Genomic DNA, 25336 nt, shown 5'->3' with positions numbered 1-25336 from the left:
ATATTGAATGAAATCATTCGCTCGACTGATTCTTATATGGTAAAAGTTCCAACAGGAGAGGTAGTATTAAGAGATGATCGAATAAAAAAAGAATGGAAAGTTCAAGTTAAACCATTTCTTCTTGCAAAATATGCTGTAACGATGGAATTATATGATGCTATTACGAATAATACACCAAATATATTCAAATATAATAATAGACCAGTTGTAAGTATCTCATGGAATGATGCGATTGTGTTTTGTAATTTACTTTCAAAAAAAGCGGGATTAAAAGAGTATTATTCTATTAGTGATAGCGGTCAAATTGTTAGTTGTAATTTAGGTTCCAATGGCTACCGATTACCTTCTGAAGCAGAGTGGCAATATGCGTGTAAGGCAGGAACTACTGGATACATATATGGAGAGCTTAAAGAGATTGCTTGGTATAATGAAAATTCAGATGGACATATTCATGAGGTCGGGGGAAAAGAACCGAATGCATGGGGATTATATGATATGTTAGGGAACGTTTGGGAATGGTGTTACGATTTGTATGATGAAAAGGTGTATGGATCGTACCGAATTTTCCGGGGTGGTAGCTGGGCTGAAGGAGCGAGAGGGTGCGGTGCTACTTGTCGCCGCCGTAGCCATCCTACATTTCATATAGATGATCTTGGTTTTAGGCTTGCTAGGTCCATTTAGAAGGAGAATAAAAGATAGGAGTACGGAAAGTGTCTGTACTCCTAATGACAACATAGAAATCATTTAACCTAAGGAGTGTTTACATTGGCACGTGTTTTATTCATTAACGCTGGATCAGAAGGACATATAAATCCAACAGTACAAGTTGTAGAAGAACTAATTTCCCGCGGTGAAGAGGTAGTTTATTTTTCAATAGAAGCTTTCAGAGAGCGTATTGAAAAAACAGGGGCTACTGTACGAACAATTGACGACCAAAAGTTTATAAAAGCTTTTCTTTCCGGTGGTCGAAATTATTTACCAGAAAGAATAAATGGTCTTTTACATACAGCAGATGTTATTATACCGAGTGTTCTTGAACAAATTGAAGGAGAACATTTTGATTACATCATTCACGATTCTATGTTTGGCTGTGGACATCTAATTGCTCAAATTCTTAAGCTGCCAGCAATTAATTCATGTACATCTTTTGCGCAGGATGAAAAATCATTCACAATAATGTTAGAACATCTTTCAAAAAATATCCGAGATGAATCTATTGAAAAAATTAAAAATGATTATCAAAACTTAACAATAGGAATTAAAGAAAAATATGGTGTTGAAATTAAATCACCTTATGAAGTTTTCTGTAATCCTGCACCACTTACAATTGTTTATACAACGAGGGAGTTCCAACCTTTTGGAGAAACTTTTGATGAATCATATAAATTTGTAGGACCATCTATTTCTACACAATTAAGAAAAGAAAACTTCGATTTTACTACAATCGAAGGGAAAAGTCTCATTTATATTTCACTAGGTACGGTTTTTAACGAGTCCATTACTTTCTATAAACTTTGTTTTAAAGCGTTTGAGAATACCAATTATACTATTGTTATGTCTATCGGTGAAAAGACTAAAATAAGTGATTTAGGTGAGATTCCTAAAAACTTCATTGTGAAAAATTATGTTCCACAAATTGAGGTACTTACATATACAAAATTATTTATTACACACGGTGGAATGAATAGTACACATGAAGGACTTTATAATGGGGTGCCACTAATTGTAATTCCGCAAAGTGCGGATCAGCCAGTAATCGCAAAGCAAGTGGAGAATCTTGGGGCAGGAATTAAGTTACATATGAAAGAATTAACTGAGGATCAACTACGTGAAAGTGTAGATCTATTATTAAATAACTCTTCATTCAAAGAAACTGCTTTGAATATGAAGGAGTCTTTCCGAAAATCAGGTGGGTATAAAAAAGCTGTTGATGAAATTATTAAATTTACAAGTCGGTATTAAAAATATACATGTGAAAAGTGTCTATATGAAGCGAGGAATGGATTATATGGAAAGAATGAAAATACTAAATGTGAATTTTGATGATATGAGAGCCACACCCTTTTTCTAAGTGGAGGCGAAAAATAGAATTAGATTTGACACTGAATTATTTGAGGGTAATTTGAGAAAATTAAGAGGGATTTTGACTGAACTTTTTAAAAGTCCTGATGCAATTGATATTTCATTTACTTCCGGTTATATAACATATGGTAGAAGTAAGAGAATAAATGAGAAAACAAAAATTGGAAGATTCATGAAGATTAAAAATTGGACAGAAACGCAAGTAGACGATGATGATCTTAAAAGTACAATAATATTTACTACGATTAAAGGTGTACATAAAGATGAAGTATATAAGTATTGCAAGTATATCGTAAATGGTGGTCAGCAAGCGTATATTTCTTTTTATAACGATACTTATTTGTTATATATAAATTCAGATGTAATTGATATTATTTTAGCAGATGCAAGTTTAATAGAAAAATTTAAACTTCAATACAGAGAAGAATATGATAAGTTTTATGAAATAGAAGAATTAGAATAGGATACAGAAAAGGTGTAATATAAACCAATAATGCAGATTTATATTACACCTTTTTCTTATGATAACACTTTCGTCATAAGAATATGCGCAATTCCATCTTCCATAAATACATCAGAAGAAGTTTGATAGCCTAATTTTTCATAAAATCCTTCAGCTTGTGTTTGACCGTGTAGTTTCACTTTATTTGCTTCTTTGTTACGAGCAATCTCTTCTAGTGCCTGGATTATTACTTTTCCTAATCCGTATTTGCGATAGTCTTTTAAAATACAAATTCGTTCTAGTTTACCCATTCCGTCAATGAATCGTATACGGCCAGTTCCTACAGGAAGTTCATTATAATAAACTAATATATGTTTGCATGTCTCGTCAATTTGGTCATATGTATCGAATTCATCCTCAAGAGGGACACCTTGCTCTTTTACGAATACTTCTTTTCGAATGTAAAAGGCAGTTTCTAAATCAGTAAGTTCTGTTATGAGTTTGGATTGCAAATTGTTCAGCCCTTTCTAGTGTGATATGAATGTGTTTTCATAGTATATCATACTGTAATGTTATACTATGAAAAATAAAAAACTGACTTGCAAAAGTCAGCCTTTAAAATGGTTAATATTCTTTTATCCCGTTTTTTGTTCCGATGATCGCTTTGTTCGTCATATTGATAAATAATCCTGTTTCAACTACACCGGTAATCATCTTTAACTCTGTATGTGTGTCATTTGGATTCAGTATTTTGTTTGGAAAAATACAATCAATAATTAAATTGCCGTTATCAGTTATAAATGGTCCGCCATCTTTCATACGTAAACGTGTTTCGCATCCTAAAGATTGAATTCTCTTTTCAGTTTGCTTCCAAGAGAAGGGGGTGATTTCAATAGGAAGTGGAAAGGCACCTAAGTGTGAAACGAATTTGGATTCATCTGCAATAATAATAAGTTCTTTAGAGGAGGCGGCAACAATTTTTTCGCGAAGTAATGCACCACCGCCACCTTTTATTAATTGTAAATCATTATTGATTTCATCTGCACCATCGATTGTAAGATCGAGTATGCCGGTTTCATTTAAAGAGATTAACGGAATAGATAGTTGCTTTGCTAATGCTTCAGTTTCTTTTGATGTCGGTACAGCTTGAATAGATAACCCTTCTTGTACACGTTTCCCTAACTTTTGTATTGTCCAATATACAGTTGAACCCGTACCAAGTCCAACCTTCATTCCATCTTTTACAAAGCCAGCGGCATATTCACCGGCTAGCTGTTTTAAATTCATCATTTTACTCCGCCGGACGTGGTCCAGCATCTAAACCGGAATTTTCAACTGTAAGTATAGGGCGAACAGTAATATCTTTATGTACACGCATTTGGCACGATAATCGTAAGTGGTCTTCAATTCCTTTTTCCGTAATAGCTTGTTTTTCATCATTTGTAGCCTCACAAAAATCACCTGCAATGACCTCAACTCGGCAAGTTGTACATCTTGCTTTGCCACCGCAACGATGAAGAATGTGTACACCGTTATCTTCAAGTGCTAATACTAATTTCGTTCCTTCCTCAACATCAAAAGTTCCGGTACCTTCAACTGTTAATTTTGGCAAATTGATTCCTCCTCATGTAAAATGCTATATAACATATTTATGACCCGTATTCATGAACATAAACATAAAATTTATTATAAGCCCCGTAACTTTTTTATTTGTTCAATCGTTTAATAAGTAAGCGCTGAAAAGGAGTGGTTATTTTGTGCACAAAAGTAACTCAGGTTTTAAAGGATCATATCGATATGAATCATTCAAATATAAATTTATTAATTGAACATTATGCAGAGGTAAAAAGGTACTGTACGTTTTTGACGAAGAATAAATGGGATGGGGAAGACCTTGCCCAAGAAGCAATTTGCAAAGTTCTTCAAAAGTATAGTGAGAAGAAAATTTGTATAACGCTTCTGTATAAAATTGCTCGAAATCAATGGTTAGATCAAATGAAATCAAAATCCGTTCAAGAAAAGTTAGAACAGCAAAATACATTTGAAGAACCACATGAAAGAATTGCAGATTTGCATGAAATGGTAGGGAAAGTATTATCTTCGTTAAATGTGCAACAATCCGTAATTTTATTATTAAAGGATGTTTTTCAATATAGTATCGCGGATATTGCTAAAGTATGTTCGGTATCAGAAGGTGCAGTGAAAGCATCGTTATTTAGGAGTAGAAATAGGCTGAAAACGGTAAGTGAAGAAGGGATTGAAATAGTGGAGTACACGGATGATGTTGAAATCGTTGTAACTTCTATTCGTGAAGAAAGACCTGAATTGTTGACGAAGCTTCTCCCAACAATAGACTTCACTAAGTTACCATCAATACAACCGGTGTTATTATTCAGTATGAAAAAACCTTCTTCTTACAGTTGTATGCTTAGTGCGGCATAAAATAGATGGAGGGATTTAATATGAACGCAATTCCTTACGTAGTAGAACAAACGAAATTAGGAGAACGCTCCTATGATATATATTCAAGATTATTAAAAGACCGAATTATTATGATTGGTTCAGAAATTAATGATCAAGTTGCAAGCAGTGTAGTAGCACAATTATTATTTTTAGAAGCGGAAGATGCAGAAAAAGATATATTCCTGTATATCAATAGTCCGGGCGGTTCAACGACAGCGGGATTTGCAATATTAGATACGATGAACCTTATTAAACCAGATGTGCAAACACTTTGTATGGGCTTTGCGGCATCATTTGGTGCGCTTTTACTATTAGCTGGTGCAAAGGGGAAAAGATTTGCGCTCCCTAATAGTGAAATCATGATTCATCAACCGCTTGGCGGTGTAAAAGGGCAAGCGACGGAGATTGAAATTACAGCAAAAAGAATTTTAAAGTTAAAACACGATATAAATAAAATTATCGCAGAGCGAACAGGGCAACCAGTTGAAAAAGTAGCACATGATACAGAAAGAGATTATTTTATGACGGCAGAAGAAGCGAAGGAATATGGAATTGTCGATGCAGTTATTGAGAAAAAATAACATAAAACAGGCTAGAGAATATACTAAATTCTCTAGCCTGTTTTTGTCATTCTTTATTCTTTTATCCATTCATCAACTAAAGCTTGATTCTTTTTAATCCATTTTCGCGCGGCTTCTTCCGGATCTTTCGTTTTATTTAGCATGACCATTAAAGTACCTAGTTGTTCATCGTTCATTTTCCATTGATCAAAGTATTTCACAATATCCGGATGATCTTTTTCAAAACCTTTGCGAACTGAGTAATAAATGTCATCTTTTTCACCATATACTTTCTTAGGGTCTTTTAAATATTTTAGGTCAAATTCTGAAAAGCCCCAATGCGGATTCCAAAGCGTAACAGCGATTGGTTTCTTTTTCGTATATGCCTTTTTTAATTCACTCATCATCGCAGCTTCTGAAGATTGGACAAGTTTGAGTTTTATATCATATTCTTTCATTGCTTTATTCGTTAAATTCATAAGGCTACTGCCAGGTTCAATCCCGACGATTTTATTATCTAGCTCATCTTTATGAGCGTTTAAATCTTCGATGCTGTTTATGTTTTTCACATAAGAAGGGACGACTAAACCAAGTCCAGTACCTTCATACCATTTTGATTTTAAGACAATGTCATCTTTATAACGATCATTTAATGGTTGATCAGTAACTGGAAGCCATACTTCTAAATTTGCATCGACATCACCACGTGCGACTCCAGTCCAAATCGCAGCTTTTTCTAAATACATGAGCTCAACTTTGTAGCCTTTTTCTTCTAATAAAACTTTCCACATGTTTGCGGTTGCGATATTTTCTTTCCAACTTGTTACACCTATTTTAATTTTCCCTTTCGAATTTGCATTTGTTGCATTACATGAAGTGAAAATCATAGTAATAAATAATGCAAGGCATATAAGCCATATTTTCTTTTTCATCGAAACCCTCCTAAGAAACGTTTGCCTTTTTAAATAAATGTATAAGTAAGCATTCTTATTATGAACGGAAACGAGAATTTTAAAGAAAGCTTATGAATGTCATTTTTATGTAATATTTCTTTGCAAAATCGCAACACTATGTAAATAGATGGGCAGAAAAGGAGTAGTGACATGGATAATACAAAGGTACGTGTTGAAAATGTAACAAAAGTATTTGGGAAACATCCGCAACGAGCGCTTACCTTATTAAAAGAAGGAAAAAGCAAATCCGAAATTTTAAAGGAGACAGGAATGAACGTTGGTGTGAAAAAGGCAACGTTTGAAGTATACACTGGAGAAATTTTCGTTATTATGGGTTTATCTGGTAGTGGGAAATCTACATTGGTTCGAATGCTAAATCAATTAATTAAACCGACAGCGGGGCATATATACATAGATGGTGAAGATATCGCAACGATGGGAAAAGAAGAGTTGCGAAGAGTAAGAAGAACGAAGATGAGCATGGTGTTTCAAAAGTTCGCTTTATTTCCGCACCGTACAGTGATACAAAACGTTGCGTACGGGTTAGAAATTCAAGGAGTTCCAGTAGAGGAAAGAGAAAATAAGGCGTTAGAATCGCTACAGTTAGTAGGGCTAGATCATCATAAAGATAATTACCCAAGTCAACTTAGTGGTGGTATGCAGCAGCGTGTTGGAATCGCAAGGGCACTAACGAATAATCCAGATGTATTACTAATGGACGAGTCATTTAGTGCATTAGATCCACTAATTCGAAAAGAAATGCAAGATGAATTGTTAGAGTTACAAGATAAAATGGAAAAAACAATTATATTTATTACACACGATTTAGATGAAGCGCTTCGCATTGGAGATCGTATCGCATTAATGAAAGATGGAGAAATCGTTCAAATTGGAACGCCGGAAGAAATTATGATGAGTCCTGCCAATGAATTTGTAGAGAAATTCGTGGCGGACGTGAATTTAGGAAAAGTAATTACGGCGGAATCTATATTAAAACGACCGGAGACTTTATTAATTGATCGTGGACCACGTGTAGCACTTCAAATTATGAGGAATGCAGGTGTTTCTACCGTATATGTTGTAAACAAAAAGTATGAGTTTTTAGGTATATTAACTGCGGATGATGCAAGTAAAGCAGTACAAAAACAGTGGCCGATTGCTGATTTATTACTTAACGATATTCCGCATGTGTATTTAGATACTTTACTTGAAGAAACGTATGCAAAAATGGCGGAGATGAAATATCCGTTACCCGTAATTGATGAGAAGAAAAGGCTAAGAGGAATTATTAAACGTGAAAGTGTCATTCAGGCTCTTGCAGGTAACATTGAGGAAGAGGTGAAAGACGATGAATAGTATACCGCGTATTCCATTAGGGGAATGGGTCGACTCATTTGTTGCAAGTTTATATGAGAACTTTGAAGGCTTGTTCCGAGGGTTTTCTTATATTATCGGTGGATTCGTTGATTTACTCACTAATTTTTTAATAATAATACCAGCTATATTGATGATTATTATCTTATGTTTCCTCATTTGGTACACAACGAGAAAATTATCTTTAGTCATTTTTACGCTCATCGGATTATTATTTATTTTAAATATTAACTACTGGGCACAAACGATGCAAACATTAGCGCTGGTACTTACTTCAGTTATTATTTCAATTATAGTCGGAATTCCAATTGGCATTTTAGCATCTCAAAACGAGCGCTTTTCAAAATTTTTAAAACCGACATTAGATTTTATGCAAACAATGCCAGCATTTGTCTATCTCATTCCCGCGATAACATTTTTTGGGGTAGGCGTCGTACCAGGCATTATCGCCTCCGTTATTTTTGCTATGCCACCGACAATCAGATTTACAGACTTAGGAATTAGACAAGTTCCAGAAGATTTAATTGAAGCTGCGAATGCGTTTGGCTCTACCACATCACAAAAATTATTTAAAGTACAATTACCACTCGCAACCGGAACGATCATGGCTGGAGTGAATCAAAGTATTATGCTTTCGTTATCGATGGTTGTAACAGCTTCACTTGTAGGAGCGCCAGGTCTCGGCGTTGATGTATATCGCTCTGTAACACAAGTAAATATCGGAATGGGATTTGAAGCGGGACTAGCTATCGTCGTGATTGCGATTATATTAGACCGAATTACGCAAGGGTTTCATACAAAAAGAAAATAATTCAAAAAACACACTTTATACAACAAAGTGTGTTTTTTTGAATTCGAATTACATCCGAACAATAACAGAACCTCCAGCTGGTGCACAAACTTGGTTTTGCTGTTGTTCCATTGATTTTATTAAATGATTATTTTCTTCGATTAAAGAGATCAATTTAGCTAATTGGCTTTCAAGGCTTGCGATGCGCTGCATCATGTATTGCGAATCATAATGCAGTGTATTCCTTGGGGTATGGGGTGAGTAAACATATTGTTGATTTAAATTTGGATTCCAATGAGGATGCATTTGAATCGTTCCTCCTTAAATGAATTACGAATCTTTCTTATAGTAAATGCCTATGTATATTTAATGGTTACTCGAAAATTTTTTCATAATAAGAGGAGTATGTATGGAAAATGGAAAAGTAATATATTTAAAGTACATTTTTGTAAATATTCAAGTGGAATAGCGAATATATTAGGATATTACCACGTTTATGTAAATAGATATTATATAGGGAGAAATGATGGGAGGAGATGCAATTTTGTCTGAAAATAAAAAAAGAAATGATGCTATGACAATTGGTGTCGCTATAGGTGTTGTAATTGGTGTAATTCCTGGTGTATTTACTGATAATATAGCAATCGGAATAGCGATTGGGATTGCAGTTGGAATGGGGATTACGCTTTTGAAGAAACAATGAGTTGTAAATTATTTTAATGTGAAAATTATCACTTTAAGAGATTGAATTTTCGGAATATAAAACCTATTTTTCCTTTTTTTATGATATTATATATGAAAAGGATGGTGATGGATATGCCAATAAACAATCAAGCAGAACAAAACTGCTTTATTTGCGAAAAACATAAAGGAAACATTATAGTTCCAGGTGGTGCTATTTATGAAGATTCTCTCATATACGTTGGACATGTCCATTGGGATAAAGAAGAAATATATCTTGGTTATGTAATGATTGATATAAAAAGACATGTACCTGGTCTCGCTGAACTAACAGATGAAGAAGCGAAAGCGTTCGGACTTATAACTAGTAGAGTAAGTAAAGCACTTAAAGAAAGCGAAGGTGCAGAACATATTTACAGTTTCGTTTCAGGTAATGGTGTGCCACATTTGCATATGCACATTATTCCGCGTTATCCGAATACACCAAAAGAGTTTTGGTCACCAACTGAAGTAGCGAAATGGACTGGCGCACCATATGGTGACTCAGAGAAAATCAAAAAACTATGCGAAAGAATACGAAAGTATATGGTAAATGAGTATGCATACAACAAATAATACACAATATTCATGGGTTGGAAGTAGGGAAATGTGTTTAGACGAAGTTTCAGTAAAGCAATATGGTGATATCGTACTTGGTAAATACGGCGGGAATATAAGTGCCGGAGCAAAAAAGAATGAAGACGGTGCATTAGTTTTGTCGAATGGTGATTGGGAATTCGCCGTTATATTAGACGGACATAATAGTGCAGAAAGTGTAGATTTAGTAGTAAATACAATTCAAAAAGAATATGAAAATATAAAAGTGATTATGAAAGAATCACTTGAAACCGTATTTCGATCTGTTGAAAATTATATACTTGCGATTTTTCAATCCCGCTCATTTAAAGAAAAGTGCGAAAAAGTAAAAGGTGAAACTGCTTGCTTAATATGCGTAAGAAAAGAAAATTACATATGGTGGCTTTCCATAGGTGATTGCTTGGTTTATGTATTTCATGAAGAATTACATAAATTAGGACAATATGCATTGAATCAACGCCACTTTTACGAATGGATTGGAAATGTAAACACATTTGATTTACTCGTTCCTTGCTATTCTTCAGGAATTCGTGAATTACGTACTGGAAAGAATCGAATTGTAATGGTGACAGATGGGGTATTAGAATGCGGGGAACGCTGTTATGAAACACCATTAAATCTTTATAATGATATGAATGGAAATAATATTGGGCTAAAAGAAAATATTCATAATGTGTTAGAACACGTTCATCATCAATTAGGACGAGATAGTGCTACCATTATTAGTTGGGATTATGAAAATGATGCATATGCTACGTATCCGAGTGATCAGCCGGAGAAAATTAAAGTAAAAAAATAAAAAGGAAGGATTTTCTGTCAATTACAAAAATAGCTTTATTAATTTTATGGGTGCTATCTTTATTGGTTTTTGAAAGAATAGCGAGAAGACAGTTAAATATACCGAAACAAAAAGGATGGAATAACCAATATGTGAATGATACACATAAGTGGGGAAATAGAATTATCATTTTCTCTTATATAGTTGTTATTACTATAAGCACTTTTCTTCCAAATCGTATATTTATGGGCTATGTACCTCTTTTATTTTTTATTACGTTATATGGATTTCAATCATATATGGAGTGGAAATATGATAAGGAATCGCGTGAGTTTTTGATTTCATTATTAGGAGTTGCAGCATTAATAATAACAGGGTTCATACTATATTTCTTCCTTTAATATAGTATGAATTTAAAGCAAGAAGGAGAGAAGAAATGAAAAGACCTTTATTATGTGCAGAGGCGATCATTTTTAATGAAGATCATTCAAGAATACTCGTTCAATAACCGTTAATATAGTCCACTTTATTTTAAACAATTCAATGAAGTAATAGGAGGGATGATATTGAGAACCTATACATTTTGGATTATAATTTTTGTTTTTTGTATAGCGGGCTACTTTTTGGATCGATTTTTAAGAAAAAAATTGAATATGCCAAAGAGCGGGTTTTGGGGATATAATAAATATGTAAATAGCTTACATAAAAAATTGGAAATAGGACTGCTTTTTGTATATTTAATAATTAGTTTTATTTACATCTTTAAATTCGAAAGCACTAATATTTGGTTTATCATTTTCACTTATTTAGGGGTTACGTGGATCCTAAGGACATGGATGGAATGGAAGTATGATAGAGAATCGAAAGAATATATTTTTTCGATAATTGGATTATTTGCATTTATTTTTATGACTTCGATGCTATTTTACTTCGTTCCACCAGCTACATAATAAAAAAATATTGATGCGAGAGATATAAGAGGATGGATTATTTTGGATTTTACCGTAATTTTAAAATGGATTCGTGAAAAATATAAAGAGCAATCACTTATAATAATAGGTATTGATGGTACAAATGTTGAGATCATAAAGTAAATAGTAACCATTTATCTGAAAGATGATAAATGGTTACTATTCGTGTTAAAGTTACATCTTCTTAAAACTCCTCAAAACAAGAAACTCCCACAATCTCCATGGAAGAATTCTCTTCGCAAAGATCATAAATTTGACACCTTTTCCAATTGGATATCTTAATGTAGTACGTTTCGCTTCGGCAATTTCAACGATTTTATTGGCAACATCTATCGGATTACCAAATGTATTGCTGCCGCTATTAATATGTTTTTGTATTTTATCCATATATTCTTTGTAAGGAGAGTTTGTATCAGATTGGTTTTCAGCTAATTGTTTACCAACTTCCCATATGTTCGTGTTATAAGAACCAGGTTCAAGTATGGCAACGTCTATTCCGAAAGGTTTTACTTCTAAGCGAAGCGATTCACTCCAGCCTTCTAATGCATATTTTGAAGATACATAAGGGGATAAACCAGGAAATCCAACTTGGCCACTAATACTGCCTATATTAATGATTTTTCCACTTTTCTGCTTTCTCATATATGGTAAGACAAGTTGAGTGGTTGAAATAGCTCCAAAAAGGTTCGTTTCAAATTGTTTACGGTATTCCTCTACTGGAATTTCTTCTACAAAGCCTCCAGTTGCATATCCTGCATTATTAATGAGAAGGTCTACTCTATTCATGTCTTTTAAAAATAATTGAAAGTTATGTATAGAACTTTGATCTGTTACATCTAATTGTTGAACTTTTATGTTTTGCTGTAAGTTGAGTTTAGTAGCTTGAGATATTAAGTCTACTTGTTTTTCAAGATTTCGCATTGTAGCAATGACTAAATAGTCTTTTTTCGCAAGTTCAAGTGTCGTTAATAGTCCGAATCCACTTGATGCCCCTGTAATAACCGCGATTTTTTTATTCATTGGTCGCTCGCTTTCTTTTTCTTTTATCATAACGAGTTATGGGGATAAAATCTATTTATTGTATAAAGATATTTGTTATAATTGAAAATGATTATCAATTAATTTTAGTTTTTACATAAAAGGAGGGTGGATTTCATGGAGACTAACGGTTTTCATGATATTTTTCATAAATATTTTCATGGTTTACAAGTTGTAGAGGAAAGACATATGAATATGCCCAAAACAATAGGTAAGGGTGAAATACGAAGATGGACTTCGTTTTCAGGAATGGAAATTGTGTTATCAAATTATCAATTTCATAAAAATCATCGCATCCAGTTTGCATCTGATGCAGCAATGGTGGAGCTTAATTTTTGTTTACAAGGGTTCGGAGAAGTGCAAGTTGGTCATTCTTCGTATGAATTAATGACTGGAAATAGCTATTTATATTTTATGAATGATTTTGATGTATTATTTGAATATGAAAAAGAAACGCCTCTATATTCATTAGCGATTGGGATTCCTGTACAATTGTTTAATCATTTCATGATGAATAATGCTATTGAAAAAAGTCTTGATTTTCATTCTATATTAGGAAATCAACCTTTTAAAAAGTTTCAAAATCCAATTGATTCTATAACATCTAATATTATTAAGAGAATGATAGAGCATCCCCAAAAGGATCGTATTAATCAACTAGAAATAGAAAGTAAAGCGCTCGAATTGCTTTCTATACATTTTGGGAGAGTGTTGCTTAATGATTGTGACGCCAATAAAAGGAGTCAATTATCAAAAAAGGATTTGAATAAAATAAAACAAGCTGAAGAAATTTTACTTCAACGAATGGAATCACCCCCATCATTATTAGAATTGGCCAAAATAGTAGAATTAAATGATTATAAATTAAAAATTGGGTTTAAAGAATTATTTGGGATGTCCACATTTGCATATTTACGAGAAAAACGTATGGAACATGCGATAGATTTACTGCGTTCGGGAAATAGTAATGTGACCGAAACGGCATTTGCAGTTGGATACAATAATGTCAGTCATTTTTCAGAGTTATTTCGTAAAAAGTATGGAATGAATCCATCAAAATTTTTACTTATTTATTAACGTAAAACAGGAATAATCCGCTATACCGTAAACTCCTCCGTCATTTGGTAGTTGCTGTTTGTAATGGTCATTATAATTACAATCAACATCCAATTGGAAATAACTTTTTATGGAGGGATTTAAATGAAAGAGCAGAAGGAGCGTCATTTTTGGATATTTGTATTAACAGGAATGTTTCTTATTATAACAACGACGGGTTTTGCACGTATGGCATATGGAATTATATTGCCGTTTATGCAAGAAGGACTCCATTTATCTACAGCTCAATCAGGTATGCTAGGAACGATACTCTTTTTAGGCTATTTATTAACAGTCGGAACATCTGGAATACTCACCATTCATTTTGGAGCAAAATCAGTTTTATTAATAGGGAGTTGGCTCGTCGTTGTAAGTTTAATAGGATTAGCATTTGTTCCTTCAGTTTGGATAGCTGCTATTTTTATGCTATGTGCTGGAGCTGGAAGTGCTCTTGTATATACACCACTCATGTCAATAACAGTAGGATGGTTTCCAGAAAAAAGAGGAACTGCAATGGGGCTGTTATTAAGCGGTGCTGGCATAGGCATGCTATTTAGTGGAATAATTGTTCCTTATATAGTACGTACATTTCCAGAGTATAGTTGGCGTGGTTCATGGCTTTTGTTTGGCGTTATTACATGTATTGTTGTATTCGTTTCCTCAATTGTTTTGAAAAATCCAGAAGTTACTGAAGATGAGGGGGAAAGGAATAATAAGTCGTTTTTATGGAAAACGAAAGAGCTATACATCATTGCATGGATGTATTTTATTGTTGGAGTTGTTTATTTAATTCCAAATTTATATCAAACTAGTTTTATGATTGATAATGGTATTTCGGCATCAATTTCGGGAACTGTTTATGCGATTGCAGGTATGTTTTCAATCGTAGGAGCTCCTGTCTGGGGATTGATTTCGGATCGGATTGGTATAAAGAAGACGTTATGTATTTCACTTTTATTAGCTGTAATAGGTGATATGATTCCAATTATATTTGGACATATCATTGGCTTTATCATGTCGGCAATTATTTGGGGTTCCAGCCTCGGAGGTATCCTTTTATTAATTCAAGTTGCTGCCTCAAAGCAAGTATCTCCGAAATATGTCTCAATGGCAATTAGTTTTATATCCGTTTTCTATGCAGTTGGTCAAATGATTGGACCAGGACTTGCAGGATGGATTATCGGGGAAAGTGGTTATACAACAGCTTATGGATTAGGTGCTTTCGGTTTCTTTATGTGCATATGTTTGGGATTGAGGCTAAAAAGAGGGGATTTTGCAAACTCAGCGTATATAGAGAAGTGAGTATTGTCTTGAAATGAATCTTTTTAACGGGGGGAAGTAAAATGTTTCATGTTAAAGATGTTTTAGCAGATCAGTTATTAGCAAATGCGAATGATCCTAGTTGGTATATTCCGTTTTCAGATGCAGTTAAGGATTTATCTGAGAGAGAAGCTTTCTGGAAACCGAATGAAGAGAGTAATAGTATAGCTGAAATTGTACAACATTTACTGTATTGGAACTCGACGTGGCAAACAAGGTATAAAGAATCAAATGTTAATGCCGTGCCCGCTATTGGTGATAATAACAAAAGTTTTATGCTATCAGATAATCAAACATTTGAAGAGTTAAGAGAAAAACTATTAGAGAAACTGTTACAATGGCAAAATCTCATAAATGAAGACAAGGTTGAAAGTGATGTAATTGGATTTCCTGTATCTGCGAAGTGGTGGGAAGTATTAGCTAATGTAACAACTCATAATGCGTATCATATTGGTCAAATTATTTACATTCGGAAATTACAGAAGAGTTTTGATAGTGAATAGTGTAATGGTTCTCTAATTTATCTGAAGCAATTCATGAAGCATTATTGTAGGCCGTAAGACATGCTGTGCACGCTTGAAGGTAGAAAGACCAGTCTAAAATGACTGGTCTTTCTACTATCTAATAATATTTAAGTAGCAATTTGTGTGAAACTATAAAAATGTAGTTCCAACTATTCAATTGAAATGCCCTGTTGCTATTTGATTTCAATTGCTGAAGTAATATCGTTCCAATCCGCAGCTAAATTAGCAGTTTGACCATACCAATCAGAGTGTCTAAAGGAGACACCTTTTCCATATCCTTGAGTTGAAGAATGTTCCCATAGCGTTGTTGAATAACTTGCAGAAGGTGAAGCTGTACTTACAGAAGAAATTCTGTCGTTCCAGCTAGAAGGTAGGTTTTTAAAGCCGCTGCTCCAATAAATATACTGTCCACCTTTATTTTGATGCTCATAAAAATCGGTACTACCAGCACCACTACCTAAGGGGTTAATTTGATTTTTAAGTGCCTTTTTATCCTTTTCAATAAAAGCATTCAATGTTTCTCTGCTAGTAAAGCCATAAGCTAACCAATCTCCATTTTCATTTTGCTTAGGTAGTACCATAGTAATTTGGATGTCTTTTTTTGATTGATCGCTTAGTTTTGTGAATGAATTAACATTCTTTTCATCAACTTTTAAATAATCAAATGATTTAATTGTATTATCTTTTTCTGCAGCACTTACTACTCCTAATCCTCCAGTTAATGCAAAACCTGCTACTAATGTCCCTGCTACTAATTTCTTCAACATATAACCATCCCTTTTTTTGTTTAGATTTTTGTACAGGAAAATCTTGTACTAGTAAAATGTAATCTAGTTTTATAATTTTGTAAATATTCTGAAGTTTTAGAAATAATAGGCGGAATATTTGCAGTTTTACATTTTTTCTTTAGAAAAAATGGTTATTGGAATGATATAATAAATAAATATATTGCTTTTCTTGGATGTTAAAATATTTTAGGAGAGATGTCATTGAAATATTTCACAAGAGATTGGTATAAAGAAATGCAAATTTCAGGATTTGTAAAATTCATAGAGTCGATAGAAGAATGGGAAGAGATGGAGAAAGAGTATAAACAAAGTTTGAAAGAAGAGGTGGAAGAAAGGAAAGAAGAATTATTAAAGTTTCTTCCTGAGTCACTGCATCCGTATATTCATAACAACACAATTAATTCAGAATGTCCGCCCGATAAATTAAAGAAATTTTTGCTGGAGTGGAACGAGGATTACGAGAAAAGAATAACTCATTTAGATCAATCCTATATAGAACACTTTAATTTTATTAAGAAAAATCTTCCGTCAAATGTCATTCAACTTCATGAGTTCTCTCTACATGATAGTGTGGTTCTCTCAACAGAGAGAACATCAAAAGATACACTAACTATATTTTTGGATTGTAGTGGTACTTTTAGTGATTTCGATAAACTTCAAGTAACTTTTACAGGTGTGACGAAATGTTCTATGCGGGAGAATTTTGAAGGTGCTTGGTGGCTTTATCATGAAATAGAGCTTACTGAAGATGGTTTTGAATTGGGTGTTTTATTTGATTGTCCATTTAAAGAGGTGATAATTTGTGCAGAGGATGTACAAATCGAAAAGGGATAACCCTGTAGGTGCATCACAAATGTTTGACACGATAAAAAAATAAAGTTATTGTAGATACACGAAGTCTACAATAGGAGTCTACAATATGAAATATTCTAAAGCTACAAATTATGCTCTTCATACAATGCTTTTTCTTGCAAAGGCTACACCAAATAAACTCGTTAGTGTTCATCAATTAGCAGAAATGCAAAAAGTTTCACCTACGTACTTGTCAAAAATATTAACAAAGTTGACTAAGGAAGGCATGATTCATTCATCCTCAGGACCTAAAGGTGGTTATTCACTTAGCAGTAATTGGGAAGATATCTCTTTTTTAGATATTATACATGCTATTGAAGGGAAAACATCATTATTTGAATGTTGTTTGCATCATGAACCTGGATGTGTAATAAATGAAGTAATGCTTGAAGCAGAGGGGAAAATGGAAGAAGAGCTAAAAAATCAAAAAATAGCAGATCTTACGAAGAAAATAACGGTGGATTTTTGATCTGCTTTTATTTTTTAAAGGTATTAAAGATAATAGAGCTCTTTAATACCTTTAATATAAATGTTAATTATTGGAGGGTTTTTATTTATGAAATTTATTGATTGTGCTGTTATAGGTGCTGGTCCAGCAGGGCTTAATGCAAGTTTAGTTTTAGGGAGAGCTCGTAAACAAATAGCGTTATTTGATAATAAAACGAATAGGAATCGTGTAACGCAAAAGTCTCACGGATTTATTACACGTGACGGGATTAAACCAGAAGAGTTTAAGGAATTAGGATTAAATGATTTGAAGAAGTATTCATCGATTCATTATTATGAAAAAACAGTTTTAACGATAACGAAGCAATCCACTGGTTTATTTGAGATTGTGACATCGGATCATACAAAATATTTGGCGGAAAGAGTTTTATTAGCAACGGGTATACAGGAAGAATTTCCATCCATTCCTGAAGTACGGGAATTCTATGGAAAAAGTTTATTTAGTTGTCCGTATTGTGATGGATGGGAATTAAAAGACCAACCTCTTATTATTATTTCTGAAAACGAAGATTATACGTTGCATATGACAAAATTAGTTTATAACTGGTCTACGGATTTAGTAATCGCAACAAATGGTAATGAGTTAAGTAAGCCTTTCATGGATGAACTGTGTAATAAAAATATAAGAGTTATTACAGAGCCTATTCGTTCACTACAAGGTGAAGAGGGTTATTTAAAGCGAGTAGAGTTTCATTCAGGTTTGCACATTGAAAGAGCCGGTGGATTTATAGTACCTACTTTTTTTAGGCCAAATCAACTTTTAGAACAACTTAGTTGTGAACTGCAAAGTAATGAAACTTTTGTAATAGATGATTTTGGTCGTACTTCAGAAAAAAATATTTACGTAGCAGGAGAAACAACGACTCAAGGGCCATCGTCATTAATTATTGCTGCATCACAGGGAAATAAAGCGGCGATTGCTATTAATAGTGATATTACAGATGAGCGGTTCTAACTAGCATTTAGAAGGAGGAGAAGAAGATGAATAACATGTGGGATGATCAATTTAAATCGGATGAATATTATTATGGGGAAGAACCTAATACGTTTATTCAAGAACAAGCATTTCGTTTGGCAAATTATAATAAAGTAATAGCTTTCGCAGAGGGAGAAGGTAGAAATGCTGTTTTTCTAGCAAGAAAAGGCCACGAAGTGACTGCTATTGACTACTCTGAGAGTGGATTAGAAAAAACAAAAAAGTTAGCCGAGAAGTATGACGTAAACGTGCATACAAAAAAGGTAGATTTATTAACTGATAGTTTGCCAGATAATGAATTCGATGCGGCAATTATGGCATTTGGACATTTTCATGCTGACAATCAAAAAATGGTATTGAATAAAATGATTTATACGATTAGGCCTGGTGGATTAATAATGTTTGAAGTTTATTCGAAAAAACAATTAAATTATGGTACTGGTGGGCAAAAAGATATTGATATGCTGTATGATCCAATTGATATTCTTACTTGGTGTGAAGGGCATGAGGTTATTCATTTCTTTAATGGAGAACAAGAGCGAATTGAAGGGAAAGGACATACTGGCTTAGCTCATGTTATTCAAGTTGTTATTAGAAAATCAATATAAATGTTATTGGAAGTTGAATACTTGAATGTAAAAAGACCAGTCATTTAAGACTGGTCTTTTTATTTAGATACTAGATTATCAAGCTTCCAATATGTATTTATTAATGGAGCAACTTTACTATCTATGTACAAATACATATTATTTAAATCTTTTGGTGAATTTTTCATATTAAATACAATGTCAGTAGTTAAAGAGAAATCAGATGGAACCTTTTCAGCATTCTCATTTTGTATAAATTCACCTTCATATTTTTCACCAGTTTTTTCATCTTTTATGAAATATTTTATTTCTGTAAGATCTATTGTTTGTCCGTCAGCACGAGCATTATTAATTGTAACACGAGCTGTAAGACGCCACTCTTTGTCTATTTTTTCAAATTTTGCATTTTCAACTGTTGCTCTATAGTATCCGTTTTTAAATATTTCCCCATAATGCATTGCATTCTTTTCGAGAGCGCTCTTTTCTTGTTTTGGTGTAGCACTGCTATTACATCCTGCCATTATTCCTGTAAATATTAATGCTGTACAAGTTACTTTAATTAAAGATTTCATAGTAATTCCTTTCTGTATTAAAAAGTAAAACATAGGAATAATTTTACATCGGCAGGAAAATAAATGGAAGTATTTTTGTGGAATATGCAAATATGCATGTATTTGGTATTAAAATTAATGAAATAGAAAGAGAGAAAAAACTCGCATAAAGCTGGGGAAATAAGAATTGAAAATATTGTAAAACGGAAGAAACGTGCATATAATTAACATGAAGTTTAAATTTCAGAATCTTCAATAAAGGTGGTGAGAACATGTTCACTGAAGAGCGTAGAGAGAAAATTTTAGAGCTACTTAAAAAAGACGGAAGAGTAATCGCAAAAGATCTTGCAGAAATATTTGATATGTCTATTGATTCTATAAGAAGAGATCTATCTATTATGGAGAAGGATGGTTTTTTAAAAAGAACTCATGGAGGTGCAATAGAGTTTGCCCGAGTGAGGAACTTAGCCGCAGAGCCATCTAAACGTTATAGTAATGGCTCTAAACATGAGGATGCAATTGCAAAAATCGCAGCTTCTTATATACAAGAAGGAGATTCCGTTTTTATTGGTGGGGCTTCAATTCATTGTGCCATGTTAAAATTTTTACCCGAAACATCATTTACAGTTATTACGAATTCTATAGAGATAGCTAGTTCGTTACGAGAATATAAAAGCATAGAAGTGTATTTAATTGGTGGTAAGGTAAAACCTTCAGGAAATATTACTGATACACTTGCCTCGGAATTGATTAGTAGTTTTACTATTGATCTTTATTTTTCTACAGGTGGTGGAGTTTCATTACATGGTATAAGTACTGCAACACCGGAAGTTGCTCATTTTGGAAAAACAGTAAGCAAAATCGCTCGAAGAAATATTTGTTTAGCTCCTCATAATAAACTCGGAATAGACTGCTTTATAAAAGGAGAGTCACTTAAAGAAATTGACCTTATAATAACAGATGAAGAGGCTAGTAAAGAAACTATTCAAGAATTTGAGAAACAAGGTAAACAAATTGTAATAGCGCCAATAGACTGCATTTAAAAGGAGTTTGAAATGATTATAAAAGGACAAGAGTTTCATATAAATGGATTAACTTATACAATTCGTTCTGCAGCTGAGACAGATGCAGAGCAGTTATCGAAAATACGAGTTCAGATCGATGGAGAAACTGAAAATATGGATAGAGAAGTTGGAGAGGGATTTATAGATACGAAGGGATTCCAGGAAATAATAAAAACGGATAGTAAAAAAACAAGAAATCTCTTTTTAGTTGCGGAAGTTCATAACCGTGTCGTTGGATTTTCGAGATGTGAAGGATCTGATTTAACGAGATTATCTCATAAAGTAGAATTCGGAGTTTGTATTTTAAAAGAGTTTTGGGGATATGGAATGGGTAAGTGCCTATTACAACAATCTATTAATTGGGCTGATGAAAATGCAGTGAAAAAGATAGCATTACAAGTGCTAGAGACAAATGAGAAAGCCATTCAGCTTTATAAAAATTTAGGTTTTGGGGTAGAAGGTATTCTGAAAAATGATAAAAAGCTGTCGGATGGTAAGTATTATAATACGGTAGTAATGGGAAGGTTTACTGATACTTTTCATAAAAGAGGTGAAGAAGTATGTTTTACAGAAGGAAGTACTATGTAGTAAAAAATGAATTCATAGAAATATTTAATAATCATTTCAATGATACTAATTTACCTAATCAATTAAAATATGGTTCTCGTTTAATAGGACGCTGGATGAAAGATAATAATGATGGTACGACTGAAGTATTTGCAATATGGGAATATGATAGTTATGAAGATTATGAAGAAATTGAAACGAAAATTAGAAGTGATAAAATGCACGTTAAAAGAATATATGACTGGTATGAAAAATATGGCGGGAAAGAATATGTTTTACGAGAGTACATAATAGAGATGAAAAATGAAAAGTTACTATGTACTGTAAAATGATAGAGGAGTGAAGCCAAATGGGGATGAGAACGAAATTATATATTAGTTTAGCATCCACTATTTTATTCGCAATAGCGGTGGCAATATTCTTTTTAAATGACAATCCGATAAAGTGGTTTTGGTTATGTATTTTAGTAGGTTCCATTATACAAAATATAGTGTTGTTAAAAAAACATAAAGAAATTCATTAAGATATTCAAATTATCAACATATTTGTGTCGCCTTTCTAATTGTGTTGAAAACGCTATTTTTCCTGTTCGATTGAGTTTTCACATCGGTATATGCTCGGTATGTTAACTTCAATTGCTCATGTGATTGAAAGTGAATGTAGCATTCAAATACATCAAAACGAACTACATGTAATTCACCGCTTTTTAGATGTAATTGATAGTGATGAACAAGTTGTTATTTGTAATCAATGTTCAAAATATAAATGGACGGGAAATATGCGGAACGTAAATGTCATTTTATTACAGAAGGTGATGGGAAATCAAAAACAAATTGAGTTACAAAATGGAAATAAAGAAAAACATACGCTGAATTTTCACGGAAAACTACAGTGTTATAGCATGATTGAAGCGCTAGAAAAGACAACCGGAAATGTTTCATTAGCTGCAAAATTATTTGCTGTGCCACGCAGTACATTTTATAAACGAATGCAAAAATTTAGGCTATAAAAGTAGATTTTTGTAATCTGCTTTTTCTTTGTGGGCTCACGTTCTGTCGGAATGTGCGCTTACCGGGGAAATAATAGAATAGTTAGAAAGAAGATTTCCTGAAGGGGGTTAACATGTGAAGTATATTGAAATTGGAATCGGGAATAGGTGGTTCGTTCGAACAGAAACTGAAAATAAAGACGGAACTGAATTTGAGGAACGCGGCATTATAAAACCTATTTATTTTGAGTCTTTATATGTACGAATTTGGTTGTGGAAAACGTGTTTTATTTTTGATACGAGAGAGGGCTTTAAGAAAGTAAGAAAAAGTAGAGCTGAGTATAAGTTTATTGTTGGAATGGTGAGTAGGTTAAAACAATAGAATCAAACAGGGGGTGTTCTTATGATTAGAATTACCACATTCATACTCGCAATTATTGTAATGGTCTATTCCATCTATAGTTGGAATGATGGTTCGAAACAAAGTATGCTTATTCTACAATTGCTTCTAGGATTTATGTTAGCTGGTATGGGGGTACAAAATTTTAAGAAAGATGAAAAAGAGAATAAAAATCTGGGGATTATTCTCTTACTTGCATCGCTATTTTGTATTTTTGTATCGTTAATAAAATATTTTAAATAAACCGTTACTCAATATACTTAGTAACGGTTTATTTGAGGTTATAATGTGCTATTTATATAACCCCGTCGTATACATTTCCGTCAATGTATACACTATTTCTTCTACATCAATTTTTTTATCATTTTGAACGATTGTCCAAAGGAACATTTCATTCATAGAGAACCAGCCGCATGCGACAATCTCTTTATTTAACTTAGTTCGTACTAATTCATTTTCCAGGGAATGAGTAATGTCTTGTATAATCCGTGTTACAAAGCGTTCGCGAATTTCATCCCATTTTTGACGTATTTCTTTTGAGGTTCTTATTGCTTCTTCAACAACTTGTAATATAGCTCTTTCTTCTTGTGCTAACTGTAAAAAAGCGCGCACTTGATTCTGAATCATATCTCGTGCTTCGGCCTTTGTTTGAGGGGAAAAAGAGCGATCAGCAATATCATAAAAGCGATTCATCACACCTTCCATCAAAACGACGAGGAGAGCATCTTTGTTTTTAAAGTATACATATGCTGTTCCATAACCAGTTTCTGCATGTTTAATAATTTGCGTGATTGTAGTTTTCTGAAATCCGTTTTTTATAAAAATAGTATAACCGGAATGTAATAGTTTCTTTTTCGTTTCTAAGGAGCGGTGTTTTCTTGTTGAAAGAGTAGTGTTTTTCAAGGAATCACCTCTTTATACTGAAATATCTGAAAATATAATTGTATTGTAAAAGAAGTTCGTATATAAAGTCAACTGACATAATATCATTGACGTTATATCAATTTAAGTGATATATTTCAATTAGTTAGAATAAAAAGAAAATTAAAAGAAGGTGACACCATGTATAAAGAACCATTTCAACCAACTTATGAGTATGCGCTTGAATGTGATAAACATGATGAACTGAAAGATTTTCAAACTGAATTTTATAAAAAAGAAGGAACAATATATTTAGATGGTAACTCTTTAGGTTTGCTTTCAAAAAGAGCAGAGAAATCGTTACTTACTTTGCTAGATTCATGGAAAGAGTTTGGAATTGATGGATGGACTGAAGGTGAGCATCCGTGGTTTTTCCTTTCGGAGAAATTAGGTGAATTGACAGCACCTCTTATTGGAGCTTTGCCGGAAGAAACAATTGTAACCGGTTCCACGACTGCGAATATACATCAAGTTATTGCGACGTTTTATGAGCCGAAAGGAATACGTACAAAAATTCTTGCGGATGAATTAACATTTCCGTCAGATATTTATGCGCTTCAAAGTCAAATTCGTTTAAAAGGCTTAGATCCAGATGAGCATTTAGTACGAGTGAAAAGTCGAGATGGAAGAACACTTTCTGAAGATGATATTATTCAGGCAATGACAGATGATATCGCTTTAATTTTATTGCCTTCTGTACTATATAGAAGCGGACAAATTCTCGATATGAAGCGATTAACAGCTGAAGCTCATAAACGTGGTATTCATATCGGTTTTGACTTATGTCATTCAATCGGTTCTATTCCGCATCATTTTAACGAATGGGATGTAGATTTCGCTGTATGGTGTAATTATAAATATTTAAATGCAGGTCCTGGTGGTGTTGCAGGTTTATATGTGAATAAAAAACATTTAGATAGACTTCCAGGATTATCTGGTTGGTTTAGCTCTAGAAAGGATAAGCAGTTTGATATGGAACATTCATTAACTGCGGCTGATCATGCTGGAGCCTATCAAATAGGGACACCTCACGTATTAAGTATTGCACCATTAATCGGTTCTCTTGAAATTTTTAAAGATGCCCGTATTGAAAGATTACGTGAAAAGTCATTACATATAACAAGATATATGCTCGATTTAATTCAATTGGAGTTAAATGATATGGGATTTACAATCGGAAATCCGCTAGAGGATGAAAAACGAGGCGGGCATATTTATTTAGAACATGCTGAGGCGGCACGTATATGTAAAGCGTTAAAAGCAAATGGAGTGATTCCAGACTTTAGAGCTCCAAATGGAGTTAGACTTGCGCCTGTTGCTTTATACAATACGTATGAGGAAGTATGGAACTCTGTACAAATCTTAAAGAAAATTATGAAAAATGAAGAATATAAAAACTTTGAAAATAAGCGAGAGGTTGTGGCATAA

At 33.3% G+C, this 25336-nt stretch carries 34 protein-coding genes and 2 pseudogenes; 27 read left to right on the top strand and 9 right to left on the bottom strand.

The genetic code is table 11. From position 1 onward, the window contains the following. The first annotated feature begins 3 nt into the window (after positions 1-3). The 3 genes and pseudogenes from MHB76_RS13365 (at position 4) to MHB76_RS13355 (ending at position 2545) form a co-directional block, all read left to right on the top strand. Positions 4-681: a formylglycine-generating enzyme family protein gene (locus tag MHB76_RS13365; protein ID WP_078174702.1), complete on the top strand. Its 678-nt coding sequence runs from the start codon at positions 4-6 to the stop codon at positions 679-681. 84 nt (positions 682-765) lie between these two features. Beyond that, positions 766-1962, top strand: coding sequence for a macrolide family glycosyltransferase (locus tag MHB76_RS13360; RefSeq protein WP_078174703.1), 1197 nt, complete (start codon positions 766-768; stop codon positions 1960-1962). 46 nt (positions 1963-2008) lie between these two features. Further along, a pseudogene (locus MHB76_RS13355) lies at positions 2009-2545 on the top strand (phosphatase). A gap of 56 nt (positions 2546-2601) precedes the next feature. On the opposite strand, the gene MHB76_RS13350 reads toward MHB76_RS13355, so the two are convergent. The 3 genes from MHB76_RS13350 to MHB76_RS13340 form a co-directional block, all read right to left on the bottom strand. Next, positions 2602-3036 carry a GNAT family N-acetyltransferase gene (locus MHB76_RS13350; RefSeq protein WP_078174704.1) on the bottom strand — a complete coding sequence of 145 codons (435 nt, stop codon included), beginning with the start codon at positions 3034-3036 and terminating at the stop codon, positions 2602-2604. Between the two features lie 112 nt (positions 3037-3148). Then, entirely contained in the window at positions 3149-3811 is a 663-nt protein-coding gene (gene rpiA, locus MHB76_RS13345) for a ribose 5-phosphate isomerase A (RefSeq protein ID WP_078174717.1), read from the bottom strand. 4 nt (positions 3812-3815) lie between these two features. Then, positions 3816-4136 carry a 2Fe-2S iron-sulfur cluster-binding protein gene (locus MHB76_RS13340; RefSeq protein WP_002110280.1) on the bottom strand — a complete coding sequence of 107 codons (321 nt, stop codon included), beginning with the start codon at positions 4134-4136 and terminating at the stop codon, positions 3816-3818. Between the two features lie 143 nt (positions 4137-4279). Here MHB76_RS13340 and MHB76_RS13335 point away from each other — a divergent pair, with 143 nt between their 5' ends. Together MHB76_RS13335 and clpP are read left to right on the top strand one after the other, a co-directional pair. Next, positions 4280-4966, top strand: a complete 687-nt coding sequence (locus MHB76_RS13335; RefSeq protein ID WP_078174705.1) for an RNA polymerase subunit sigma-70 — start codon at positions 4280-4282, stop codon at positions 4964-4966. A gap of 20 nt (positions 4967-4986) precedes the next feature. Further along, positions 4987-5568 (top strand): ATP-dependent Clp endopeptidase proteolytic subunit ClpP, encoded by a 582-nt coding sequence (clpP, locus tag MHB76_RS13330; protein WP_070128426.1) that lies wholly within the window; start codon positions 4987-4989, stop codon positions 5566-5568. Positions 5569-5621: 53 nt separating this feature from the next. Here clpP and MHB76_RS13325 read toward each other — a convergent pair whose 3' ends face one another. Continuing rightward, positions 5622-6479 (bottom strand): glycine betaine ABC transporter substrate-binding protein, encoded by an 858-nt coding sequence (locus MHB76_RS13325; RefSeq protein ID WP_070146573.1) that lies wholly within the window; start codon positions 6477-6479, stop codon positions 5622-5624. 171 nt (positions 6480-6650) lie between these two features. Between MHB76_RS13325 and MHB76_RS13320 the strand changes: the two genes are divergently transcribed. Together MHB76_RS13320 and MHB76_RS13315 are read left to right on the top strand one after the other, a co-directional pair. Further along, positions 6651-7856: a quaternary amine ABC transporter ATP-binding protein gene (locus MHB76_RS13320; RefSeq protein ID WP_000370622.1), complete on the top strand. Its 1206-nt coding sequence runs from the start codon at positions 6651-6653 to the stop codon at positions 7854-7856. Further along, the gene (locus MHB76_RS13315) at positions 7849-8685 is read left to right on the top strand and encodes an ABC transporter permease (RefSeq protein ID WP_016105065.1); all 837 of its coding nucleotides are present in this window, start codon (positions 7849-7851) and stop codon (positions 8683-8685) included. The genes MHB76_RS13320 and MHB76_RS13315 overlap by 8 nt, the downstream gene beginning before the upstream one ends. Before the next feature lie 48 nt (positions 8686-8733). On the opposite strand, the gene MHB76_RS13310 is transcribed toward MHB76_RS13315, so the two are convergent. Continuing rightward, positions 8734-8970: a hypothetical protein gene (locus MHB76_RS13310; protein ID WP_016105064.1), complete on the bottom strand. Its 237-nt coding sequence runs from the start codon at positions 8968-8970 to the stop codon at positions 8734-8736. A gap of 220 nt (positions 8971-9190) precedes the next feature. Here MHB76_RS13310 and MHB76_RS13305 point away from each other — a divergent pair, with 220 nt between their 5' ends. From MHB76_RS13305 to MHB76_RS13285, 5 genes are all read left to right on the top strand, one after another. Further along, the gene (locus tag MHB76_RS13305) at positions 9191-9367 is read left to right on the top strand and encodes a septum formation initiator (RefSeq protein WP_078174706.1); all 177 of its coding nucleotides are present in this window, start codon (positions 9191-9193) and stop codon (positions 9365-9367) included. Between the two features lie 92 nt (positions 9368-9459). Beyond that, positions 9460-9960, top strand: a complete 501-nt coding sequence (locus MHB76_RS13300) for an HIT family protein (protein ID WP_078174707.1) — start codon at positions 9460-9462, stop codon at positions 9958-9960. Then, the gene (locus tag MHB76_RS13295; RefSeq protein ID WP_176108027.1) at positions 9944-10780 is read left to right on the top strand and encodes a PP2C family serine/threonine-protein phosphatase; all 837 of its coding nucleotides are present in this window, start codon (positions 9944-9946) and stop codon (positions 10778-10780) included. Before MHB76_RS13300 ends, MHB76_RS13295 begins: the two co-directional genes overlap by 17 nt. A 62-nt stretch (positions 10781-10842) precedes the next feature. Next, on the top strand, positions 10843-11160 hold the full coding sequence (locus tag MHB76_RS13290; protein ID WP_078174708.1) for a DUF4181 domain-containing protein: 318 nt from the start codon (positions 10843-10845) through the stop codon (positions 11158-11160). A 165-nt stretch (positions 11161-11325) separates the two neighbouring features. Next, on the top strand, positions 11326-11709 hold the full coding sequence (locus tag MHB76_RS13285) for a DUF4181 domain-containing protein (RefSeq protein ID WP_001261511.1): 384 nt from the start codon (positions 11326-11328) through the stop codon (positions 11707-11709). Positions 11710-11904: 195 nt separating this feature from the next. Here MHB76_RS13285 and MHB76_RS13280 read toward each other — a convergent pair whose 3' ends face one another. After that, on the bottom strand, positions 11905-12750 hold the full coding sequence (locus tag MHB76_RS13280) for an oxidoreductase (RefSeq protein WP_206775087.1): 846 nt from the start codon (positions 12748-12750) through the stop codon (positions 11905-11907). Between the two features lie 135 nt (positions 12751-12885). Between MHB76_RS13280 and MHB76_RS13275 the strand changes: the two genes are divergently transcribed. From MHB76_RS13275 to MHB76_RS13265, 3 genes are all read left to right on the top strand, one after another. Next, positions 12886-13845: a helix-turn-helix transcriptional regulator gene (locus MHB76_RS13275; protein ID WP_340986783.1), complete on the top strand. Its 960-nt coding sequence runs from the start codon at positions 12886-12888 to the stop codon at positions 13843-13845. Between the two features lie 123 nt (positions 13846-13968). Beyond that, positions 13969-15165 (top strand): MFS transporter, encoded by a 1197-nt coding sequence (locus MHB76_RS13270; RefSeq protein WP_002161527.1) that lies wholly within the window; start codon positions 13969-13971, stop codon positions 15163-15165. Positions 15166-15206: 41 nt separating this feature from the next. Then, a complete protein-coding gene (locus MHB76_RS13265) occupies positions 15207-15686 on the top strand; it encodes a DinB family protein (RefSeq protein ID WP_002110268.1) in 480 nt (159 codons plus the stop codon). Positions 15687-15880: 194 nt separating this feature from the next. Here the strand turns inward: MHB76_RS13265 and MHB76_RS13260 are convergent, their stop codons facing one another. Continuing rightward, positions 15881-16474: a hypothetical protein gene (locus MHB76_RS13260; RefSeq protein WP_000914462.1), complete on the bottom strand. Its 594-nt coding sequence runs from the start codon at positions 16472-16474 to the stop codon at positions 15881-15883. A 222-nt stretch (positions 16475-16696) separates the two neighbouring features. On the opposite strand from MHB76_RS13260, the gene MHB76_RS13255 reads away from it, so the two are divergent. The 4 genes from MHB76_RS13255 to MHB76_RS13240 all read left to right on the top strand — a co-directional run bounded on the left by MHB76_RS13255 (position 16697) and on the right by MHB76_RS13240 (position 19438). Further along, positions 16697-17329, top strand: coding sequence for a DUF4085 family protein (locus tag MHB76_RS13255; protein WP_078174711.1), 633 nt, complete (start codon positions 16697-16699; stop codon positions 17327-17329). Between the two features lie 85 nt (positions 17330-17414). Continuing rightward, entirely contained in the window at positions 17415-17816 is a 402-nt protein-coding gene (locus MHB76_RS13250) for an Rrf2 family transcriptional regulator (RefSeq protein ID WP_078174712.1), read from the top strand. 87 nt (positions 17817-17903) lie between these two features. Beyond that, positions 17904-18809, top strand: a complete 906-nt coding sequence (locus MHB76_RS13245; protein ID WP_078174713.1) for an NAD(P)/FAD-dependent oxidoreductase — start codon at positions 17904-17906, stop codon at positions 18807-18809. A 26-nt stretch (positions 18810-18835) separates the two neighbouring features. Then, positions 18836-19438, top strand: coding sequence for a class I SAM-dependent methyltransferase (locus tag MHB76_RS13240; protein WP_340986779.1), 603 nt, complete (start codon positions 18836-18838; stop codon positions 19436-19438). 59 nt (positions 19439-19497) lie between these two features. Here the strand turns inward: MHB76_RS13240 and MHB76_RS13235 are convergent, their stop codons facing one another. Beyond that, on the bottom strand, positions 19498-19989 hold the full coding sequence (locus MHB76_RS13235; RefSeq protein WP_002032698.1) for a hypothetical protein: 492 nt from the start codon (positions 19987-19989) through the stop codon (positions 19498-19500). 251 nt (positions 19990-20240) lie between these two features. Here MHB76_RS13235 and MHB76_RS13230 point away from each other — a divergent pair, with 251 nt between their 5' ends. The 7 genes and pseudogenes from MHB76_RS13230 (at position 20241) to MHB76_RS13200 (ending at position 23230) form a co-directional block, all read left to right on the top strand. Further along, positions 20241-21011 carry a DeoR/GlpR family DNA-binding transcription regulator gene (locus MHB76_RS13230; RefSeq protein ID WP_078173591.1) on the top strand — a complete coding sequence of 257 codons (771 nt, stop codon included), beginning with the start codon at positions 20241-20243 and terminating at the stop codon, positions 21009-21011. A 12-nt stretch (positions 21012-21023) separates the two neighbouring features. Continuing rightward, positions 21024-21620 carry a GNAT family N-acetyltransferase gene (locus MHB76_RS13225; protein WP_002200272.1) on the top strand — a complete coding sequence of 199 codons (597 nt, stop codon included), beginning with the start codon at positions 21024-21026 and terminating at the stop codon, positions 21618-21620. Beyond that, a complete protein-coding gene (locus tag MHB76_RS13220) occupies positions 21593-21931 on the top strand; it encodes an NIPSNAP family protein (protein ID WP_002161533.1) in 339 nt (112 codons plus the stop codon). The genes MHB76_RS13225 and MHB76_RS13220 overlap by 28 nt, the downstream gene beginning before the upstream one ends. Before the next feature lie 17 nt (positions 21932-21948). Further along, positions 21949-22122: a hypothetical protein gene (locus MHB76_RS13215; protein ID WP_002161534.1), complete on the top strand. Its 174-nt coding sequence runs from the start codon at positions 21949-21951 to the stop codon at positions 22120-22122. A gap of 216 nt (positions 22123-22338) precedes the next feature. Next, positions 22339-22608 (top strand): annotated as a pseudogene (locus MHB76_RS13210) (helix-turn-helix domain-containing protein); the annotation flags it as partial. A 115-nt stretch (positions 22609-22723) separates the two neighbouring features. Then, complete coding sequence (locus MHB76_RS13205) at positions 22724-22969, top strand: DUF3977 family protein (RefSeq protein WP_002110254.1); 246 nt, start codon at positions 22724-22726, stop codon at positions 22967-22969. Positions 22970-22990: 21 nt separating this feature from the next. Further along, positions 22991-23230, top strand: a complete 240-nt coding sequence (locus tag MHB76_RS13200; protein ID WP_078173594.1) for a YczI family protein — start codon at positions 22991-22993, stop codon at positions 23228-23230. 48 nt (positions 23231-23278) lie between these two features. Here MHB76_RS13200 and MHB76_RS13195 read toward each other — a convergent pair whose 3' ends face one another. After that, positions 23279-23890: a TetR/AcrR family transcriptional regulator gene (locus MHB76_RS13195; protein WP_002110252.1), complete on the bottom strand. Its 612-nt coding sequence runs from the start codon at positions 23888-23890 to the stop codon at positions 23279-23281. A gap of 159 nt (positions 23891-24049) precedes the next feature. Here MHB76_RS13195 and kynU point away from each other — a divergent pair, with 159 nt between their 5' ends. Continuing rightward, positions 24050-25336, top strand: coding sequence for a kynureninase (gene kynU / locus MHB76_RS13190; RefSeq protein ID WP_070139384.1), 1287 nt, complete (start codon positions 24050-24052; stop codon positions 25334-25336).

This window comes from Bacillus sp. FSL M7-1345, from assembly GCF_038006985.1.
Taxonomy (GTDB): domain Bacteria; phylum Bacillota; class Bacilli; order Bacillales; family Bacillaceae_G; genus Bacillus_A; species Bacillus_A cereus_U.
Note: the sequence above shows the minus strand (reverse complement) of the source record. Positions and strands in the feature narration are given on the sequence as shown.

Coding starts and splice junctions, on each gene's coding strand:
- MHB76_RS13265 (WP_002110268.1), top strand. CDS start 15,207: ATGTTTCATGTTAAAGATGTTTTAGCAGATCAGTTATTAGCAAATGCG.
- MHB76_RS13245 (WP_078174713.1), top strand. CDS start 17,904: ATGAAATTTATTGATTGTGCTGTTATAGGTGCTGGTCCAGCAGGGCTT.
- MHB76_RS13305 (WP_078174706.1), top strand. CDS start 9,191: ATGGGAGGAGATGCAATTTTGTCTGAAAATAAAAAAAGAAATGATGCT.
- MHB76_RS13270 (WP_002161527.1), top strand. CDS start 13,969: ATGAAAGAGCAGAAGGAGCGTCATTTTTGGATATTTGTATTAACAGGA.
- MHB76_RS13225 (WP_002200272.1), top strand. CDS start 21,024: ATGATTATAAAAGGACAAGAGTTTCATATAAATGGATTAACTTATACA.
- MHB76_RS13260 (WP_000914462.1), bottom strand. CDS start 16,474: ATGTTGAAGAAATTAGTAGCAGGGACATTAGTAGCAGGTTTTGCATTA.
- clpP (WP_070128426.1), top strand. CDS start 4,987: ATGAACGCAATTCCTTACGTAGTAGAACAAACGAAATTAGGAGAACGC.
- kynU (WP_070139384.1), top strand. CDS start 24,050: ATGTATAAAGAACCATTTCAACCAACTTATGAGTATGCGCTTGAATGT.
- MHB76_RS13280 (WP_206775087.1), bottom strand. CDS start 12,750: ATGAATAAAAAAATCGCGGTTATTACAGGGGCATCAAGTGGATTCGGA.
- MHB76_RS13320 (WP_000370622.1), top strand. CDS start 6,651: ATGGATAATACAAAGGTACGTGTTGAAAATGTAACAAAAGTATTTGGG.
- MHB76_RS13230 (WP_078173591.1), top strand. CDS start 20,241: ATGTTCACTGAAGAGCGTAGAGAGAAAATTTTAGAGCTACTTAAAAAA.
- MHB76_RS13295 (WP_176108027.1), top strand. CDS start 9,944: ATGCATACAACAAATAATACACAATATTCATGGGTTGGAAGTAGGGAA.
- MHB76_RS13235 (WP_002032698.1), bottom strand. CDS start 19,989: ATGAAATCTTTAATTAAAGTAACTTGTACAGCATTAATATTTACAGGA.
- MHB76_RS13325 (WP_070146573.1), bottom strand. CDS start 6,479: ATGAAAAAGAAAATATGGCTTATATGCCTTGCATTATTTATTACTATG.
- MHB76_RS13310 (WP_016105064.1), bottom strand. CDS start 8,970: ATGCATCCTCATTGGAATCCAAATTTAAATCAACAATATGTTTACTCA.
- MHB76_RS13240 (WP_340986779.1), top strand. CDS start 18,836: ATGAATAACATGTGGGATGATCAATTTAAATCGGATGAATATTATTAT.
- MHB76_RS13275 (WP_340986783.1), top strand. CDS start 12,886: ATGGAGACTAACGGTTTTCATGATATTTTTCATAAATATTTTCATGGT.
- MHB76_RS13200 (WP_078173594.1), top strand. CDS start 22,991: ATGATTAGAATTACCACATTCATACTCGCAATTATTGTAATGGTCTAT.
- MHB76_RS13315 (WP_016105065.1), top strand. CDS start 7,849: ATGAATAGTATACCGCGTATTCCATTAGGGGAATGGGTCGACTCATTT.
- MHB76_RS13300 (WP_078174707.1), top strand. CDS start 9,460: ATGAAAAGGATGGTGATGGATATGCCAATAAACAATCAAGCAGAACAA.
- rpiA (WP_078174717.1), bottom strand. CDS start 3,811: ATGAATTTAAAACAGCTAGCCGGTGAATATGCCGCTGGCTTTGTAAAA.
- MHB76_RS13250 (WP_078174712.1), top strand. CDS start 17,415: ATGAAATATTCTAAAGCTACAAATTATGCTCTTCATACAATGCTTTTT.
- MHB76_RS13215 (WP_002161534.1), top strand. CDS start 21,949: ATGGGGATGAGAACGAAATTATATATTAGTTTAGCATCCACTATTTTA.
- MHB76_RS13220 (WP_002161533.1), top strand. CDS start 21,593: ATGTTTTACAGAAGGAAGTACTATGTAGTAAAAAATGAATTCATAGAA.